At 32.6% G+C, this 17,055-nt stretch carries 14 protein-coding genes; 1 reads left to right on the top strand and 13 read right to left on the bottom strand.

Annotation, left to right across the window (positions count from 1 at the left end):
• Window positions 1–28 precede the first annotated feature (28 nt).
• On the top strand, window positions 29–871 hold the full coding sequence (locus ACE01P_RS04650) for a DUF2911 domain-containing protein (RefSeq protein WP_379694765.1): 843 nt from the start codon (window positions 29–31) through the stop codon (window positions 869–871).
• A gap of 218 nt (window positions 872–1,089) precedes the next feature.
• Here the strand turns inward: ACE01P_RS04650 and ACE01P_RS04645 are convergent, their stop codons facing one another.
• The 13 genes from ACE01P_RS04645 to ACE01P_RS04585 all read right to left on the bottom strand — a co-directional run bounded on the left by ACE01P_RS04645 (window position 1,090) and on the right by ACE01P_RS04585 (window position 16,781).
• Window positions 1,090–1,716 (bottom strand): MCP four helix bundle domain-containing protein, encoded by a 627-nt coding sequence (locus tag ACE01P_RS04645; protein ID WP_379694762.1) that lies wholly within the window; start codon window positions 1,714–1,716, stop codon window positions 1,090–1,092.
• A 110-nt stretch (window positions 1,717–1,826) separates the two neighbouring features.
• The gene (locus tag ACE01P_RS04640) at window positions 1,827–3,140 is read right to left on the bottom strand and encodes a serine hydrolase domain-containing protein (protein ID WP_379694759.1); all 1,314 of its coding nucleotides are present in this window, start codon (window positions 3,138–3,140) and stop codon (window positions 1,827–1,829) included.
• 36 nt (window positions 3,141–3,176) lie between these two features.
• Window positions 3,177–4,898: a sodium:solute symporter gene (locus ACE01P_RS04635; protein WP_379694756.1), complete on the bottom strand. Its 1,722-nt coding sequence runs from the start codon at window positions 4,896–4,898 to the stop codon at window positions 3,177–3,179.
• Window positions 4,899–5,012: 114 nt separating this feature from the next.
• The gene (locus ACE01P_RS04630; RefSeq protein ID WP_379694753.1) at window positions 5,013–7,544 is read right to left on the bottom strand and encodes a PIG-L family deacetylase; all 2,532 of its coding nucleotides are present in this window, start codon (window positions 7,542–7,544) and stop codon (window positions 5,013–5,015) included.
• 178 nt (window positions 7,545–7,722) lie between these two features.
• Window positions 7,723–9,348, bottom strand: coding sequence for a hypothetical protein (locus ACE01P_RS04625; RefSeq protein ID WP_379694751.1), 1,626 nt, complete (start codon window positions 9,346–9,348; stop codon window positions 7,723–7,725).
• A 206-nt stretch (window positions 9,349–9,554) separates the two neighbouring features.
• Window positions 9,555–10,076 (bottom strand): hypothetical protein, encoded by a 522-nt coding sequence (locus tag ACE01P_RS04620; protein ID WP_379694749.1) that lies wholly within the window; start codon window positions 10,074–10,076, stop codon window positions 9,555–9,557.
• Window positions 10,077–10,266: 190 nt separating this feature from the next.
• Window positions 10,267–12,099 (bottom strand): hypothetical protein, encoded by a 1,833-nt coding sequence (locus tag ACE01P_RS04615; RefSeq protein WP_379694747.1) that lies wholly within the window; start codon window positions 12,097–12,099, stop codon window positions 10,267–10,269.
• Window positions 12,100–12,178: 79 nt separating this feature from the next.
• Window positions 12,179–13,279 carry an AI-2E family transporter gene (locus tag ACE01P_RS04610; RefSeq protein WP_379694744.1) on the bottom strand — a complete coding sequence of 367 codons (1,101 nt, stop codon included), beginning with the start codon at window positions 13,277–13,279 and terminating at the stop codon, window positions 12,179–12,181.
• A gap of 101 nt (window positions 13,280–13,380) precedes the next feature.
• Window positions 13,381–13,911, bottom strand: coding sequence for a mechanosensitive ion channel domain-containing protein (locus ACE01P_RS04605; protein ID WP_379694742.1), 531 nt, complete (start codon window positions 13,909–13,911; stop codon window positions 13,381–13,383).
• A gap of 11 nt (window positions 13,912–13,922) precedes the next feature.
• On the bottom strand, window positions 13,923–14,507 hold the full coding sequence (locus ACE01P_RS04600) for a Maf-like protein (protein WP_379694740.1): 585 nt from the start codon (window positions 14,505–14,507) through the stop codon (window positions 13,923–13,925).
• Window positions 14,500–15,426 carry a geranylgeranylglycerol-phosphate geranylgeranyltransferase gene (locus ACE01P_RS04595; RefSeq protein ID WP_379694738.1) on the bottom strand — a complete coding sequence of 309 codons (927 nt, stop codon included), beginning with the start codon at window positions 15,424–15,426 and terminating at the stop codon, window positions 14,500–14,502. The genes ACE01P_RS04600 and ACE01P_RS04595 overlap by 8 nt, the downstream gene beginning before the upstream one ends.
• An 82-nt stretch (window positions 15,427–15,508) precedes the next feature.
• Window positions 15,509–16,036, bottom strand: coding sequence for a KdsC family phosphatase (locus ACE01P_RS04590; RefSeq protein ID WP_379694735.1), 528 nt, complete (start codon window positions 16,034–16,036; stop codon window positions 15,509–15,511).
• A complete protein-coding gene (locus ACE01P_RS04585; RefSeq protein WP_379694733.1) occupies window positions 16,020–16,781 on the bottom strand; it encodes a Rossmann-like and DUF2520 domain-containing protein in 762 nt (253 codons plus the stop codon). The genes ACE01P_RS04590 and ACE01P_RS04585 overlap by 17 nt, the downstream gene beginning before the upstream one ends.
• Window positions 16,782–17,055 lie beyond the last annotated feature (274 nt).

The following is a 17,055-nucleotide window of genomic DNA, read 5'->3' as shown; positions in this document are numbered from 1 at the left end:
AAATTTGAAAAAAATAAAACTTAAAATAATGAAGAAACTACTTATTGCTTTAGCCCTGATCTTAGCACCATTAGCATCAGAAGCACAAGTAAAAACACCGCAAGCAAGTCCAAAAGGATATATTAAACAAACTGTTGGTCTAACCGATGTTGAAGTTACATATTCAAGACCGGGAGCAAGAGGAAGAGCTGTGTTCGGAAATTTAGTTCCGTTTGGAAAATTATGGAGAACAGGAGCTAACGAAAATACAATCATTAATTTTAGTGACGACGTAATAATTGACGGGAAAACACTAAAGAAAGGAAAATATGCAATTTATACAGTTCCTAGAATCGAAAGCTGGGATGTCATTTTCTATCTTTCTACAGATAACTGGGGATTGCCAGAAAACTGGAGCGATGCTTATGTAGCTTTAAAAACTACTGTAAAAGAAGAAGCATTACCAACTCCTATTGAAACATTTACAATCGGTATTAACGGTTTAGATCCAAATTTTGGATATTTAGACATCGCTTGGGAAAACTCTCATGTTGCTTTAAAATTTGAAGTTCCAACGGCTAAAATTGCTGTAGCAAGTATTGATAAAGCTTTAGCAGGTCCAACTTGGAACGATTATTTTAATGCTTCTCAATATTTATTCCAATCAAACGGAAATATCGAAACAGCAAGAAATTACGTAGACAAAGCTCTTGATATGAGTTCTGATAAACCATATTATGTTTCAAGATTAAAATCGTTGATTCAAGCAAAACAAGGTGATAAAAAAGGAGCAATTGAAACAGCAAAAGTTTCTTTAGCATCTGCTGAGGCAGCAAACAATGCTGATTACGTAAAATTGAACAAAGACAGTATCGCTGAGTGGAGCAGATAATAATTCTTTCGAATTATTAAATTCCAATTTTTAAAATATGAAAATCCAAAGTCGACGGGCTTTGGATTTTTTTTTGTTCTTTTTTCTGTTTTTTTTAACCGCAAAGCACGCAAGGTTTTATATATGGCATGCCTATTTAAACGCAAAGTTCGCAAAGCTATGGGTAAATTAACTTTGCGAACTTTGCGTATCTCTTTGCGTCTTTGCGGTTAAGAAAATTAATTCAAACTCGGAGGCTCAGGAATTTTGACCGTCTTCTTGATTTTCTTTATTAAAAGATAAAAAGTAATTCCTCCTAAAATAATAAGAAGCCCAATTTGAAGTTGGCCAAGTACATTATTTCTGCTATACATTGCATTTGCAACGGCAAGTTTATCTTTTCCTTCTTCAATCTGAATTTGAGAAAGTGCCTCTAATGTTTTTAAAGCTTCGGTACTAGAATTGGCTATTTTGTCCCAATTTTTATTTTCAACTTGCTTGTTGATTTCTTTGCATGAACTTAAAAAGGCGTCAAAATACTGTTTCTCTTTGTTCGTTAAAACTGTTTTAGCATACAAATCGTCAATATTATGAATGATATCAAGCGTATGAATGATTTCATTTTTTTTGATGTTGTCGCTTAGATTCAGTTTCTCAGCTTCCGCTTTTATAAAATGAAGTTCTTTAGAATATTGGAAAATATAATGCGCTACAACCAATCTATCTTTATAAATCGCATTGATATTATCATTTACATTTTTGGAATTTCGGAGCGTATTAAAATTTCCAAGTAAAATAATCAGCATCACGATTAGCAGAACAAAAGCAGCTTTGGTTTTGTTGCTGTATTTTTTTGAATCTTTCATAATGATGATTTTAGAAGTTACAATAGCAATCTTGCGATACACTAAAATAATATTTTTTACTTAAAATAAACGCGAATCGCATTCTAAAGAAATTGCTAATCTATTGAATTTTAGATTTTATAGAATTTAATTTGTTTTCCATTAGCTTCAAAAATTATTTCGTTTTTGAGTCCAAAATCAAATTTATTTCCCTCCCAGATATTTTCAAATTTATTTTTTGATAATGGTTCTAAAAGAAAAAGAGATTGATTGGTGAAATTTGCATATAATCTTTTATTATTGATCGAAATAATGATTTTTTGTTGGCTATCAGGACTTTTATAAGTACCGACTATGGTTTCCAAATCTTCATTAGCAGGTTCGTAGCCTTCAAAATTAATAGAATAAGGTTTGTTGAAATAATTGCTCAATGCCGCTATTAAAATCTTTTTCTTATCATAAACAGAACCGTTTGTAATTATTGCGATAGCTAACTTTTCTTCAGGAAAAAAAGATAAAACAGAACTGAAACTGTCGATTTGACCGCGATGAACGAATCCATTTTTGTCGTAAAAAGGAAGAGCGAAAATTCCCATTCCGTATTTATCTTGAATCTGAGTCATCAGTTTTAAACTTTTAAGACTAATGATTTTTCCCTGAAAAAGTTTTTCAATAAAAAGAGTTAAATCAGATGGAGTCGAAACGATTGCACCTGCACCTAAAGGAACCGACATATCTCCTTCTGTATCTTCTTCCCATTTATTAGAGAAATAATAGGAGTAACATTCGTTATTTTGAATATTAATTTTACCTCCAAAATAGGTGTTTTTTAGCTTTAAAGGCTTTATTATTTGTTCTTCTAATAGTTCTGAATACGTTTTTTTATACGTTTTTTCGAGAATTAAAGTAAGCAAATAATAATTAGAATTGCTATAATCGGCTTTTGTATTGGGTTCAAAATCACTTTGAAATTTGCTTAAAATTGAAATCATTTCTTCTTGTGACTTTGCTTCGGTATATCCATTAGCAAATTCATCTGCCGCTAAAAGTTCATGAATTCCGCTTCTGTGATTTAGTAAATTGCGGATAGTAATTTTTTGCGAATTTACAATTGTTGGAAAAAACGAATGAATAGTCTGGTCAAGACTGATTTTCTTTAGCTCAACAGCTTTTAATACCAAAGCTGAAGTGAAAATTTTGGTTGTAGAACCAATACGAAATTTAGTATTCGCTGATAAAGGTATATTATCTGCTATATCTGCTTTACCGATAGCGTTTGAATAAATCTGATTTCCATTTTTAGAAATGGAAATGCTTCCCATAAAAAGGTTTTTATCATTTAAAGCTTTAAATAAACTGTCAAGTTTTGCAACATTAAGTTTTTGCGAATGAACGTTTAATATTGTAATTGCAAAAGCAAATACCAGACAAAATTTAATTTTCATTTTTCTCTATCAATTTATAATTGAAAGATAGAAATTTTAATATTCTAGACTGTTATTTATGTCGTCTTTTTTAAAAAACAAAAACTGAATTAAAACCGCCAATACAATCGTCAAAATAGCTCCGATGAAATTTAACCACAAATAACCCAGTTTTTCTTGGCTGTAAATCATAAAATAATAAATGACAAAAATGGTAAGCTGACTAATTATCGCGCTAATAAACATTGGCTTTGCCTGAACTCGTTTGGTGTAAAAAGCGACAAGGAATATTCCTAAAACTGTTCCGTAGAAAATAGAACCAATAATATTTACAAGCTGAATTAAATTCTCGAATAAAGTTCCAACACAAGCAAAAAGTATCGCTATAACTCCCCAAAATAGAGTAAAAAATTTAGTTACATTCAAATAATGTTTCTCTGATTTTTCTTCTTTCTGATTTCGTTTATAAATGTCAATCGCCGTTGTAGAAGCCAAAGCAGTTAATCCAGAAGCTGTTGAAGACATTGCTGCCGAAAGAATAACGGCCAATAACAATCCGATTAGACCTTTTGGCAAATAGTTAAGAATAAAATGGAAAAAGACATAATCTTTATCATTGGTTTCTGTATGACTATCAGCCCTCGAAATAATTTCTTTAGCTTTATCGCGAAGATCTTTTTCTTTATTTGATAAAGCAACCAATTCTTTACGTAAAATCGGATTGTCAAAATCTTGGTTTAACTGATCGATATACAATAAATTGATAACCTTTTTGTCTTCTGAAAGTTTAACCAGTTTTTCTTCTAAAACATGATATTCTTGCTTATAAGCCGACTTCTCAATCGCTATTTTATTATTTGGATTAAAATTTAAAGGAACCGGATTGAATTGAAAAAAGACAAAAACCATAACTCCCGTCAACAGAATAAAGAACTGCATCGGAACTTTTAAAAGTCCGTTCATTATTAATCCCATTTGACTCTCACGAACTGATTTTCCTGATAAATAACGTCCAACTTGAGATTGGTCTGTTCCAAAATAAGCAAGAGCCAAAAAGAAACCACCCGTAATACCGCTCCAAAAAGTATATTTTTCTTCAGGATCAAAAGAAAAATTAACGATATTCATTTTGTCATTAGCACCAGCAATATGCAGCGCGCTGTTGAAAGTCATATCGTTTGGCAAGTAGTGCAAAATCAAGAAAAACGTGATAAACATTCCAGACATAATTACAAACATCTGTTGTTTTTGCGTAACGTTCACCGCCTTTGTTCCTCCCGAAAAAGTATAAATGATGACCATAACACCAATTATAATGTTCATTACGGTTAAGTTCCATCCTAAAAGAGCAGATAAAATAATAGCCGGAGCATAAATCGTCAAACCAGTTCCTAGACCTCTTTGCACTAAAAATAGAATAGCTGCAAGCGAACGTGTTTTTACATCAAATCTTCTTTCTAAAAATTCATAAGCGGTAAAAACTTTGCTTTTATGATATAATGGAATGAAAGTCAAACAAATGACAATCATCGCAATTGGCAAACCAAAATAAAACTGCACAAAACCCATTCCGTCATGATAAGCTTGTCCAGGGGTAGATAAAAATGTGATGGCACTGGCTTGTGTAGCCATTACTGAAAGCCCGACAGTATACCAAGGCGTTTCGTTATTTCCTAAAATGAAATCTTCTACGTTTTTACTGCCTCGAGTTTTCCAAGAGCCGTATCCAACAATAAATAATAAAGTGACAATAAGTACGATCCAGTCAAATAGCTGCATAGGTTATGAGTATAATTGCATGATTAAGAAAAAAATAGCAATATAAATTGCATTAGCTACCAAAACATAAGTGTAGCTTTTTTTCCATTTTTTTGTCTTTTTAGCTTCCATATTTTATTGCTTTAAATCTTGTTTAGGAGCTTCAATTGGTTGTTTTAGAGAAATAATATTCGATAATAATCTGTATGCTCCAGAAACACCTTCTGGTAATTCTCTAAAGAAACTCAAACCAGTGTAAATGTAATATCCTTTTCCGTAAGGTGCGACAAGCAAAGCTCCATCTTTAGCAGATTCTCCTTTGTCGTGCGATGAGATAATAGGAGTGAAGGCAGGATCATATTCGTTTGGATAATATAAACCTTGTTCTTGCGTCCAACCTTGGAAATCTTTTTCAGAGATTTTGTTTGGCGTGTTTAGAACGGGATGATTTGGTGCTAAGAATGTAATTTTAGCATTTTCTTCTGTTACTCGATCGTTTGACAATTTCAACGGATATGGAGCGATTTTATCTGTTACCAATTTTCCGTTTGTATTGTATTGAACAATCATGTTTTTACCGCCTTTTACAAAATTGAAAAGTATATTTTGTTTGTTTGCTAAAGCATTTACGGTATTGTAAGCACGAATTCCAGTAATTACGGTGCTGAAAGAATCTAATTTTTCAGGTGTAATTTCTTCTGGTTTTAAAATCGAAACTTTGTATCCCATTTGGGTCAAACTTTCTGGAACTTCGTCTCCAGCGCCCATAATGTAAGCAATAGCATCACCAGAAACCTTCAAGTCAATTCTAATGCATTTTGATTCCGCTGGTTTTAAAACCATTTGTTTAGTAATATGGCTGAATTCAATATTGGTTTGATCTTTATCAAAACGTTTATTGTCTACAATAGCAACACTTTTTGCTGTAACTTCTTCTGGATTAACAGGCGGAGTTACTTCAAAATAAAAGATTTGTTCGTTGCCTTTTTTGTCTAAAGCAAACGGAATTTCTTTTGGAGAAACTGTCCAGCTTTTAGGTAATTCTAATTGCAAATTTCCTTTTATATTGTCTTTTCCTGCGCGAACTTTAACAGGAACCATTTTGCTTTTTGTGTTTCCAAAAATTAAAACTCGTTCTAAAATAGAAGTCGTAACTTCTGGTACAATATCAAGGAAATTATACATTTCTCCCTTTACACCATCGTTGTATTTATAAACAACAGTACGCTCAAACGGAATTTCAACATCATTGATTTTTACATTAAAAACCACTTTTGCATCTCTTATAATATCAGGAGTTCCAATGATTTCTTGGTTAGAAACCGTGTACATTCCAACCGAAGCTTTTTCTTTTAGCCAATACGGCTGAGTGTATTCAATATTATTCGGAAGCTGTATCTGCAGATTGATTCTCTGATCGTTATTATTCTTTAAAATAATATTTTGAGCTGTAGTTTGATTGTCTGGAAGTGTCGTCACACTAATTAATTGCATTCCTACGGCACATCTATTAATAGCTTCAAGACTCAATTTAATTGTGCTTCCTGGAGTTGCTTCTTGCTCATTAGCGACAGCTTCAAGATACAAACCAGAACATGATGCAATGATATTTTTTATAGCAGAAAGTTTAATCGTTTTCCAGTGCGTGTCCTCTAAAGCTTGAATCATAGCGTAAGCCTTAACTAAATCTGGAATACTTGCAGATGGATTGCTGAAATCGTATTTTGAAATAATTGTAGCGATTAAATCTCCAACTGGTTTTCCGTTTTTAACACGATTCCAACTTGTATCGATTCCATCAAATAAATTATCGCGCTCTTTTGGATTTTCACCATTAATTAGTTCCAAATATTCTGTTTCTTCACCGCGAACTCCCGTGCTACCAAAACCTTGCGATTGGTGACGGCTTCGGCTTAAAGCGGCAATTTCTTGGTTTGATTTTCCAATTCCAGTATAGTAAACGCCTGTTTCTAGTTTTGTAAATTTTGATTTATTAGCAGCATCAAATTTTTCTTGGCTTCCGTAAAACCACCAAGAAGGATTGAAGAATTGACGTTTTACTTGCCAAGGCGTAACATATTTTAATTGTTCAGGATAAACTTTAGGATCGTTTGTTAATTTGAAACTTTCAACACTCAACATCGCAGAAGAAGTATGATGTCCGTGTGTTGTTCCTGGTGAACGATGATCAAATCTATTGATTATAATGTCTGGTTGAAATTTTCTGATTGTCCAAACTACATCAGCAAGAACTTTTTCTTTGTCCCAAATATCTAAAGTTTCTGAAGGGTTTTTCGAAAAACCAAAATCATTTGCTCTCGAAAAGAACTGTTCTCCGCCATCAATTTTTCGAGCTTCAATTAATTCTTGAGTTCTGATTACGCCAAGTAATTCGCGTAATTGCGGGCCAATTAAGTTTTGTCCGCCATCTCCTCGAGTTAGAGATAAATAACCCGTTCTCGCATTCATTTCATTCGCTAAATACGAAATCATCCTAGTGTTTTCGTCATCAGGATGCGCCGCAAGATACAATACTGAACCTAAAAAGTTTAGTTTCTTGATTTGATTGTAAATTTCAACTGAATTTAGTTTTTGTGGCTGTTGTGCAAATGAAATTTGAAAACCTATAAAAAATAAAAGAAAGATTTGAACCTGTATTTTTCGCATATTCTGGTTAATGTTTTTTTTGAAAGTGCCTCAAAAATACTAATTATTTTACGGAACAGTATTTAAATGAAATGTTAATGATTGATTATTTGAACAATATTTTAAGAATAAAACAAAAAAAGCTGCCAGTTTATATCTGACAGCTTTTTCTAAAATATATATTTGATGCCGTTTCTGCTTATTTCAATTTATTTTCTGTATCAACGTAGTTTCCTTTGATAGTTACGCCAGTACCTTTTGTTACTTTTCCATAAATAGTAATAGAAGAAGTGTTACCAACAAACTCAATTTGAGCACCACTATTCAATGTTAAATCACCCCAGATTACAACTGAACCTTCAACAACTAATTTTGCACCAGAGTTGATAATTAATTGTGTTGGAGAAGATTGTTGGTATTTACCTTGAGATAAACTTCCTCTCATATTGAAAGTACCATTACTATTTAAAGTCAAGTTGCTAAGAATTGCAATAGAACCGCAATGTGTTAAAATTGCTCCAGAATTTACAATTGCAGAATTAATAGCTGTTGCTCCTTGGTACGATTTAACTTCATTAGAATTTAAAATCAAATCTCTACCTTGGTTATACAAACCGTAAGTTAAACAGCTTGCAAAAGTAGTACTTGGTTTTTCCATTTTAATGATTTTCAAACCACCAGTTCCGCTTGCTACATAAATGTAATTTCCGCTAGATTTTACGTAGTTTGAAGAACCTGCAATTCCAACAGAACCTAATAAATTAAGCTGTGTTGTAGATTGATAAACATTAAGTCCCAAAGCTCCATTAGCCACAAATGCATAACCATCATTGAAAGAAACAGCATTTGTCACATTGTCTTCAGCAGCAGTTGTAATTCCGATAGTTTGCAATTTTGACCCGCTGTTGATATCATATACGCCAAGACCGTTTGGACCTTCAGAAACAAAAAGTTTTGTTCCATCAACATCCATTGTTCTTTTTGCTCCGCTAACATCTACAGATGTTGTAAAACTTTTTTGCAATGCAAGAGTCGACTGATTGTAAACATTTACTCCTTTAGTTCCGCTCAAAGTCACTACTTTATCACTTGTTAAAGCAATAGAACGTAGATCGGCCATAGCAGCTTTTCCTGCAAGTGCTTTTGTAGAACTATTTATTTTGAATAAACTTCCATTATCTCCCGTTACAGCAAAATAATTAGAAGCATTAGCCGCAACGTCTGTTGTAACTCTGCTTTCTAAATAATTTGTTTTTAATTTATCTGTAAGTAATCCTGAACTTAACTCCATGTTAAATACAATTGCCGGATTTCCTGCTAGTTGAGTATCTTTATCTACATCTTTCGCAGCTCCGATAATTAAATTTGATCCTGAGAAAGTTAAAGATGTAATATCAGTACTTGGAATTAGGGCAGAAGTAACCAATTTTGGTTTATACGGATCTGAAACATCAATCACGTCAATAGCTCCAGAATAAGCATCGCCTCTCATGATATAAGAAACATAGGCATAATTTCCGTTTACTGTAACGTGGCTTGCTTGTAATGTTCTTCCGTTTGCATCAACTGGCGGTTTTACTTCGGCAATTTGAACAAGAGGAAAAGAAGTGCTGGCTGTCTCTGCAGCTTTACCTGTTAGAGATCCATTTTCGATCGAAATTACCCCAGAATTAGTTAAGTCAAGTCTTTGGTTAAGCGTAGATTGATCTGAGGTAATGGTAATGTTATTTGACGACTGTCCATCGTTTTTGTTGTCATTGTTATCGTCACAACCTATTAACAGTGACATTGCTAAAAATGAAAGCAAATAAACATTCTTTTTCATAAATTTCTTTTTTGGTTTTAAAATTCGGCGCAAATATATATCATAAAAGCATTACATATGAGGTTTCTCTGACGAAACTTATTGCAACACAATCATTTATATTAAATATACAACATTTTAACAAAAGATTAGATTAAACAAATCATAAAAAAAAGAGAGTATCATTTTATTGATACTCTCTTGCATTGATTGCTAGTAATTTAGCATTATCTTCTTCCGTGCCCATGTCCGTGATCGTGGTCGTCATGATCATGTCTGTCATGGTGTTTATCATGTTTGTCGTGTTTGTCGTAGTGTTTGTAATCTTTACGATCGTAGTTACGACGCTCACTGTAACCATATACAGGTCTTGGTTTGTATGGTCTTTGAGGAGCTCCATGGTATCCTTTGTAATATTTCACTCTATGACGATCAAAATAAGTATAAGGTGTTCTACCGTGATAATCTGTCAAAACTACTTTGTATCCTCCATACAAATCATAGTTTCTATATTGTCTAGGCAAGTATCTTGCTCTTACCCATTTTCCTCCTCCGAAATAGATGAATTGAGAAGCACGAACATCGTAGTAAGCCTCAACATCTGGAAGATAGTAATATTCCATTTCTGTATATCCCGATGGTCCCCAAGCTGGTGGAGTTCCAATGTTTACGTTTACGGATACTTGGGCTTCTGTGGCGTTTGCAACCATTAGAAATAATCCGGCGATTGCTAATTTTATCGTTTTCATCTTTTCTTAATTTTAAAATGTTAATCTTGAATAGGGATATTCATATACTGTGCCAAAAAAATAAAGCAGATGTATTTTGTCGAATAAAAATGCATTTCAACGAATAGATAAAACAGCTAAAACCCTTTAAATTATTGAATGTTAGGTTTCTTTATTGTTTTTTAAAGTTTTCGAAAAAAAAGAAAAAAAATTATTTGTAATTGACAACTCTAGGCTTTGCAAGTTCAAAACTTTGAAGCCCATAATCGGTAGTTTCAAAAGTATTTGTTTTGAAAACATTATCTCCTTGTTGCGGAATACTTGGATAGTATGAAAGTGAAAGTTGGAATGAACTGAAAACCAAATAGTCATTACTGATTAGCAATCCGACAGTTAATTTAGAATAAGGTTTATTTTTTGTCATAGCAACTTCTGGGCTTCCTAAAACTGCAATAGAATAATTGAAAAATGGGTTTAAACGGAAACCTAATAAAGAATGCGGAGAATAAGTCTGTGTCTGCAATGACAAAACGGCTTTACTCGTTCCATACAAATAGCTGTTGAAACCGGCGATTCCGTTTTGTTCATTAATATTTAATTGATCTCCAATAATATCATCTCGGTTGATTCCGATTACAACTTTCGGATTTATAAATTGTCTAATTTTCCAATTTCCGACGCTATATAATTTTGTAAAATAATTGGATTCAAACAAAAATGAAGTTTGATATGTTTTGGATTGATGGAAAAAAGTTCCCGCTTCAAAATTCATACTTAGAAATCCTAATCGATAATAATTTCCAAAAGAAAACTGCGCTCCAACATAAGGCCGCCAGAAAGTGTTTTTATATTGATAGCCAAAAGTGACACCGTAAATTCGTCCAATCGGAACGTCTTCTGTTTGTCCATTTCTAAAAATATAACTGTCTTTTATAAATTTTCGAGTATTCAATCCAATTCCGCTTAGAATTAGCTTTTCAGAAGAATAAAAATGATTTGGGTCATAAATCTCTGAAGGTGATTCGGTGTAATTGACATTCAAAAAACGCGCTGTTGTAATTAGATTGGTTATCGCTTTATGTTGGTCTTCGTACATTTTAAAAGCATATCCAGCCCAAAGATCTTGCGACGTATATTTTTTTGGCTGATAGGCAAATGTCATATCTGGCGCTTGAAGCGTATCTTTTCTAAAACTTTCATCAACATAAATTCCGCCCGCCCATTTAGTTAAAGGAGAGTAGAAGTCTCGCTCAACATCTATACTTTTAATATAGTTATTGTCTAAATCCATGTTATAATGAAGTACAGTACCAATATAAGTATTCTTAATATTTGGAACTGTATATGTTGCTTCATTACCATTTCGTCCATCATCAAAACGATTGGTGAAACGATATTCTAATTGCTGTCCAGTTCCAAAAAAATCTTTTTCTTTAAAACCAATCGACATTTGATTGCTAGAAATAGAAAATCTCGGAATTGTACTCCACGAATCTAAAACACGAATCGTAACATCTACAGAATCTGAAGCTTGTCCAACAGTTTGGTTGGAAATTCGAACTGCTGTAACATAACGCTGTGCACGAATCAAACGCTCTGTCTCGAGAACTTTATAGGTATTGTACGGAGTATTTTTCTTGAAAAGCAATAAATTATAAATAGCAAACTTCTTGGTTTTCAAATGAAGCCGATTACCCATTCTTTCTCCCCAATTTTTGGGCACCTGCATTGTATCAGCAACAGAATGTCCAAAAGGATCTAAAGTGATAATATCGATCTTTCGAATAATTTTCCCTTCGTAATTGGTTGAATCGATAGGCACGAGCAATTCATCTTTTTTCTTTGGCTTTTTAGACCTAAAGAACAATTTATGCATGGTTTGCGTAAACTTATTTTTCTTAGAATAATTCCTGATTTTGGTATATATTTCTGTAGTGTCTTTTTGTGCTTTTGGCTCTTTTTTTGTTTTATCTACCTGAGCATATCCGCTTTGTAAACAAAAGCACAACAAAATAAAAAACAGTATTTTTTTGTGTAAAGACATTCGGTAGTTTTCTTCTAATAGTTTTAAGTTTATATGAATATAAGGAATAAATAAATGTTATGCTAGCATAACGTTATTTTTAATTTTCTGTTGTGATTTTTCTTTTTCTCCAGACAAATTTCCGCGGAACATGATTTCCCATAAGGTATCCCCAAGCAGAAAGCGAGTCAATTCGATCAAAAATAATTTTAAGAATTGCTAGAAGCGGAATTGCTAAAAACATTCCTGCAATTCCTGCGGCGGCACCTCCAATAATGATTCCCATGATGGAAACAAAAGCATTTATTTCTACTTTAGAATTTATAATTAAAGGCACAAGCAGATTATTATCAATAAACTGAACAATAATATTAACAATAAGAATTCCGACAATTACTGAAATTTCGCCAGATCCTGTTAATGAAGCCAAAACGGTAATAACTCCAGCAACAAAAATTCCGATGTAAGGAATCAGATTCAGAATTCCTGTAATCAATCCGAGAAGGATGAAATATTTTACGCCAATGATCCACAAACCTAAACTCGTCAATACTGAAACAACAATCATTTCAATAATTAAACTCACGATATAATTGTTGATCGAAACTTTTATCTGAGACAAAATATCCTGTAAAACAGCATGATGTTCTTGTTTTATTAATTTGGCAAAAAATAATTTAAAATGTTCTTTATAAATTAAAAATAGAAAGGTGTAAACAATCATAATAGTGCTGTCTAAAAGAACATCACTTATAGAAACTATAAACGAACCTAGTTTTGCCTGTCCAGTTTTAACGGAGTCTTGGGTAACAGAATCTAAATATTTCTTTTGATCGCCAATGCTTACTTGGAAATTTTCTCTTATAAATTTATGAATTTCAAGAATAAAGGAATTTGCGTTTTTCTTTATCGTATCAAAATCATTTGCCATATAAGTCGCTTGATAAGAAATAAAAGCTAGGACTGCTACAATTATAGATATAAATATAGCCAGGCAAATAATCGCGGCAAGATGCCTTGGAAATTTAAGTTTTGTGTTTAAAAAAGTAAAGATTGGCAACAGTAAAACTGCAAAAAGAAACGCCATTAAAACGGGCGTAAGAATATCTTTTCCGATGCAAAAAATAAATGCAAAACAAATTAAAGTAACAAGAATAAAGGAAAGTTTTGCATAAAAGGGTAATGTTATGGGCCGAGTCATTTTGATTTTATTTAGCTGAATTTATATAACAAATATTACGCTTTATTTGTCATTTTACGTTCTAGCTTTTCTCGTGCCCGTTATAAAATTCCCATTACATTTTAATCAAAAAATTCGCGTTCTTCATACTTTGCAGGAATAATAGAAATTCCTTTTTGAAGGAGTAAATTATTTGGGAAAACAATTTTTTCTCCTTCTTTTGTTTTTAAACTTACGTGAAAAGTATTAATGTCTTCAATTTCAGCTTCAATAGGAAAATCTTTGTCGTGTATTTTAATTGTGTCTCCAATTCTAAAAGGAAAAGAAAAGAACAAAACCATTCCAGAAGTAATATTGCTCAAAATAGACCATTGTGCAAACATAGCAACGCCAATTACGGTTGCAATAGAAGAAATCGTAATAAAAATATCTTCTGTTTGAACTCCCCAAATTACAATTAAACTTGTTACTACTAGAATGTTCATCAAAATATTAATATACTTGATAACCAAATTGGTACGATGTTCAAACAATTGGCTTGTATAAGCAAAACGCTTTATTAATTTGGCGATTACCATTCGCAGCACAATCAAAACAACAATAAGAACGATTGTGGCAATTATCTCTCGGCTATACTCTTTAACAGAAAACATAAATAAATTTTTTACACTAATGTAGTCAAAAATTCATAAACTTTGGCTGTCGGAAGTCCCATAACATTCGTATAAGAGCCTTCAACTTTTGCAACTGCCATAAAACCAAACCATTCCTGAATGCCATAAGCGCCAGCTTTATCGTAAGGTTTATAGTTTTCGATGTAATATAAAATAGCTTCGTCAGACAAATCGTTGAAAGTTACTTTGGTAATATCGTGCAAAAGAGTAGAGGAGTCTTTCGTTTTAAAACAAACTGAAGTGATTACATCATGCGTTGTATTCGACATCGATTTGATCATTGCAAAAGCTTCTTCAGCACTTTTTGGCTTTCCTAAAGCTTTATTTTGATGCCAAACGATTGTATCGCTTGTAACCAAGATTTCGTTTGCTGCCAATTCGCCTTCAAAAGCATTTGCCTTTAATTCAGCAAGATAATCGGTGATTTCAGCTGCTTTCAATTCTGGCGGATAAATTTCTTCAATATCTTTTAAACGAATTTCAAAATCAAGATCTAAATCCTTAAAAAACTGCTGTCTGCGAGGAGAACCCGAAGCTAAAATGATTTTATATTTTTTTAGTTTTTCTTTAAGCATTGTATTTGATATTTAAGGCAATAACCAAGATTGATAAAATTCCGAAGAACAAAATGAGTTTTAAGATGTTACTTAAGTGATGAAATTCTTTTTGAGTTTTTGCACTGAATATTTTCACAACAAAATAAAGCAACGGAGCTAAAACTGTTGCAAAAGAATAAAATACAGTAATGTAAAGCTTATTTTGCATGAAATAAGTATTGCAATACAGCGCAGATAAGATAAACGCAATAATAGTAAGACCTAAAGCAATTTTTGCAGCTCTGTTAACTCCAATTGCAACAGGCAAAGTATTCAATCCCATGTTATAATCGCCATTTACATCTTCAATATCTTTTACAATTTCACGAATAAAATTAATTATAAAAGCAAATAAAGCATAATCGGTTAAAATAGAAAAAAGACTTGCCATTTGCGCTTGATTTTCGCCTGTTGTCGCAGGAAAAAGATCAAAAACTCCAATTATTAATACGCTTGCTGCTAAAAGAAGAGCCACTACAAAATTGCCTAAAATCATAATTTGTTTTAAACTCGTAGCATAAAAATATAGAAGTGAAGCAATTAAAATAAAAAGAGAAGCAAAAGTCGGTCTCATGATAATATTCGAAAGAATAAAACCAATTGCAACACCAGAAATGTTCAAACCTATATAAATATTGTAAGCAGCAGTTTCTGTAATTCCTTTTCCAACAACAACATCGTTTGGTTTGTTGATGCTATCTGTTCCTACATCGTAAATATTATTAATTACATAACCTGCAGCAGCTAATAAAACAGTGCTTAAAACCAACAATCCGTATTGCCAGTCAGCTAATGCCAACGGAACATTTTGTTGTTTTAAAAAGGCATAACGAAAAAGCAGCTGCATAAAAGCAAGCATTAAAAGGTTCTTATAACGAATAAGTTTGAGAAATTTCATTTTTCTAAGGTACAAAGGTTTTGGGGAAACAATGGTTCAAAGGTTTATAGCTAACTGAAAACTGTGACTGCGACTGAAAACTTTAATCGTGTTTTCCGTTAAAATAATCCATCCATTTTCCTTGTACTTTCATCACTTGTTCGATTACGTCTCTTGCTGCGCCTCGTCCGCCTTTTACGTGTGAAATGTATCGGCATAACGTTTTAATTTCTGGACTCGCATCTTGCGGGCAAGTTGGAAGTCCAACTAATTTCATAACATGAAAATCAGGAATATCGTCTCCCATATACAATACATTTTCAGGTTTGATATTGTTGGTTTCGCAGTAAGCTGTAAAAGTTTTCACTTTGTCAGGAGTTCCTAAATGAATATCGTTAACGCCTAAATTACGTAGACGAACACGAACGCCTTCATTGCTTCCTCCAGAAATAATGCAAACATGATAACCGCTTTCAATAGCTGCTTTCATTGCGTAACCATCACGAATATTCATTGTTCTTAACATTTCGCCTTCATTGGTTACAAAAACAGAACCGTCTGTAAGTACGCCATCTACATCAAAAACAAACGTTGTGATGTCATTCATTATTTCTTTATAACTTTTTCCCATTATGCTGTATAGATTGTGTTAGGATTTTATAGATATTTTTTTTGTTTTCGTCTTGTAAAAAGGCCATGTGCGCATCGGTTGTATTAGAATCGTGGCGAATTGCAGGACCTGTTTGCGCATCAATAGGATCAAGCGTATTGATTTTGTCTGCTGTTTCTTGAATTAAAGGTTTTAAAACAGCAAAAGGAACTTGGTTTTCCTCACAGATTTCGTGTCCTAATTGGTATAAATGATTAGTAAAATTGCTCACAAAGACAGCTGCGACATGAAGCGCTTTACGTTGTTCTGAACTTATTGAATAAACGGCTGTTGAAACGCTTTTTGCAATGGTTTCCAAAAGCTTGAAATCGGCTGTATTTTCTGCTTCTAAACAGAAAGGAACAACAGAATAGTCTAATTCTTTATTCTTAGAAAATGTCTGAAGCGGATAAAAAACGCCACGACGATTTTTTGGATTTAAAAGTTCTATTGAAGATGTTCCCGAAGTATGAACAACCAATTGATTATTAAAAGGAAGCTGATCTGAAACCTCTGTAATCGCGTTGTCTGAAACTGAAATGATATGCAAATCAGCAGGTTCTAATGCTTGAAAATCTGTTACAATCTTTTCAGAATCAATCAAATGAAGTAAGGCTTCTTTCTTTCGCGAAAAAACCTGTTTTATTTCAATAATTTTGCTAGCAGAAAAAGCATTTATCAAATGCTGCGCAACATTGCCGGAACCGATTATTGTTATCTGAATCATGAAAGCAAAATTAGTATTATTTTTTTAATGTTAAGAGTCTATCGATTATTGATAATGGTTTTTCGAAGTTTTTATTGTTCTCTTTTTTGTTTGAATTATAACACTTTTTTGATAAAAATCATTGTTTAATAAAAATTGATTTATTTTGTAAGTTTAAACTTTCTGTATTATCAATTTGTTTGAAAAATAGTCTTTATTTTTGGTTTTTATTAACAAAAGCCAGAGCCTGCTAATCAACATTTTTAAGTACTTTTGTCGCACTTTTATACAATGT

The sequence above is a fragment of the Flavobacterium sp. HJSW_4 genome (genome assembly GCF_042436695.1).
In the GTDB taxonomy this organism is placed as follows: domain Bacteria; phylum Bacteroidota; class Bacteroidia; order Flavobacteriales; family Flavobacteriaceae; genus Flavobacterium.
The sequence above is the reverse complement of the archived record's forward strand: the minus strand, read 5'-3'. Positions and strand labels throughout refer to the sequence as shown.